A 2512-nucleotide genomic window follows, 5' to 3' on the forward strand; every position below is an offset into this window, starting at 1 on the left:
TCTGTGACATCAAAAACCAAATGGCTAATGTCTATTCCAAAATATTTAATATCTTTATTCATAAGAAATGTTTTTTTTAAAGGACAATCTACGCGAGTTTCAACGACTTAAAATCGAGGTCTTAAAGCCTCATAGAACTGTACGAAATCTGTGTAGAAAAGAGAGGGGATTTTCAATGTTGACGAGATCTGAAGTCTCTGCGTATATAATAACCTTACTCCTCTCTTTTGTTCTTTCTAATTTATAAATCTTAATTTAGTGTTTTTATTTAATTGCTAACTTAAGCCGTATATAATTTATTGCTAGTTCTAGCCTACTTACGAAAATCCTCGAGGATTTTCTATTCGGTTTTTATTTGCTAAATTACGTGCTAAACCACGCAACAAACCATATACAAACACGTTGTACGTCATTTAACCCAACCAAAACCAATAAATGGAATTTAAACAAAATAGTGTTCTTTTTTTTCTAATAACACTTCTGATTTTTGGCTGTAAAAACCCAGAAAAAAATAAACCTGAACAAGAATCCAAAAATTCTGATTCTTATGTTTTAGTCAATGATTGGCCTAAATTACCTGATAATTTTACTTTGGGAAGTCCTACTGGATTGGGACTTGATAGTGAAGGGAATATAATTGCATTTCATCGTTCTGGCAGAACTTGGGAGACAATGCCTATTTCACACCTTCCAGTCATTAAAGAAAATACCATATCAAAAATAGATTCAAAAACCGGAGAAATTCTGAATTCTTGGGGAAACAATTTATTCATAATGCCACACGGACTTGAAGTTGATAATCATAATAATATTTGGGTTACAGATTGTGGACTTCACCAAGTTTTTAAGTTTGATTCGAGTGGGAATTTATTAATGACACTAGGCGAAGCTAAAGTTTCAGGAAACGATTCTCAACATTTCAATCTTCCTACAGATATAGCTGTTACAGCTGATGGATCTTTCTACGTGAGTGATGGATATGGCAATAGTCGAGTTATTAAATTCTCAAAAGATGGAACATACTTATTTGAATGGGGAAAATTCGGAAATAAGCAAGGAGAGTTTAATATTCCACACGGAATTGATTTAGACAATGAGGGCAATGTTTATGTGGCTGACCGAGAAAATAATCGAATTCAAAAGTTTGATAGTAAGGGAAAATTTATCACACTCTGGCAAAACCAATCAACTGACCAATTATATTCCGTAACGATTGATAATCAGAAAAACCACCTATTTGGAATAGATTACTGGATTGATAATGATACTATTATTAAAGGCTCTGATATTTTTCGCTTTGATTTAGATGTAAATCTACAAAAGCAGTTTGGTAGAACTGGATTTTATGAAGGTCCAATTTCGAGATATCACGATATTCAAATTGATGATGAAGGAAGTATTTATGTTGGAGATATTTTAGGCAATAAGATTCAAAAATTTCGATTAAAGAAAACTGAATAAAATAAAAACGAACGTACAACACCGTGTATAATTCATTGCTAGTGTAGGCTTACTTAAGAAAGTCCTCGCGGACTTTCTATCTGTGATTTATTTGCTAACTTTAGTGCTAAAACACGCAACGAAATCATACACAAAACCGTTAGGCAAAAGATGAAAATGAACTCGAAAAAGAAAATTTTACTTGGACTATATATCTCAATTTTAATTGTATTCCTTGTAAACTTCATATTTGCAGAAACTAATGAGCTGTTCATTTATGGAGCAGAAATTGGTGAAATTTTTTCCAATTTAAGTTTAGCTTATATTGCTAGTTATATTTTTTATAGAATTGTAGTTGTAGAAAGGGAAAAAGAAATCAGGAAAACTGTTTACAAATCAGTGAATCAATTAACTAAAAAACTATTATTTAATGGATTTTACATAATAGATGTACTAGCTGAAAATGAAAAACAAGGAAGAAAAGAAATTCACAAAAGAAGAAAAACTATATCTGAGTCTGAATACAAGGAATTATGTAAAAAGATAAATCCAAACTCCTTATCCAGATTTAGTGAACAGATAAATCAATTAGAACTAAAAAATAACACAAAAATTGAGAGTATTCATATCCAATGTGTAAAATCTGTTAAAAATTATTTAGAAAAGATTTATACTTTTTTACCATATCTCGAAGATGAAAACATTGAAATTTTAAATGAAATTAGAGATAGCGAATTGATTGGAATGGATAACCAACTTTTTTTTGCTAGGACAAATACTGATTTTAAAGTTTTTGAAAATTATATGTACGATTATTTTAAAATTATACTAAAATTAGAGAATTATTACGAATCGAAAATAAAATCCTTTGCCTAACAATGGCTATAATTCATTGCGGTTGATTTCCTTAGCGGAAATCAACGCAAATTTGCTATCTTTCGGCTACGGCGGAAAGAATCCTGTGGATTTTTCCGCAACGAAATCATAGCCGAGACCGTTACCTACAATATTGAAAAAACTGCTTCAAATAATAATTCTGACTTTAATCACAGCTTGTGGTTCAACTAAAAAT

General features: G+C 30.7%; 2 protein-coding genes. Both read left to right on the forward strand.

The window, feature by feature from the left end; all coding sequences use genetic code 11:
• Positions 1 to 435 precede the first annotated feature (435 nt).
• A complete protein-coding gene (locus HM982_RS18300) occupies positions 436 to 1461 on the forward strand; it encodes a peptidyl-alpha-hydroxyglycine alpha-amidating lyase family protein (RefSeq protein WP_179354764.1) in 1026 nt (341 codons plus the stop codon).
• 150 nt (positions 1462 to 1611) lie between these two features.
• Positions 1612 to 2316 (forward strand): hypothetical protein, encoded by a 705-nt coding sequence (locus tag HM982_RS18305; RefSeq protein WP_179354765.1) that lies wholly within the window; start codon positions 1612 to 1614, stop codon positions 2314 to 2316.
• Positions 2317 to 2512: the final 196 nt, after the last annotated feature.

The sequence above is a fragment of the Winogradskyella vidalii genome (assembly GCF_013403955.1).
In the GTDB taxonomy this organism is placed as follows: Bacteria; Bacteroidota; Bacteroidia; order Flavobacteriales; family Flavobacteriaceae; genus Winogradskyella; species Winogradskyella vidalii.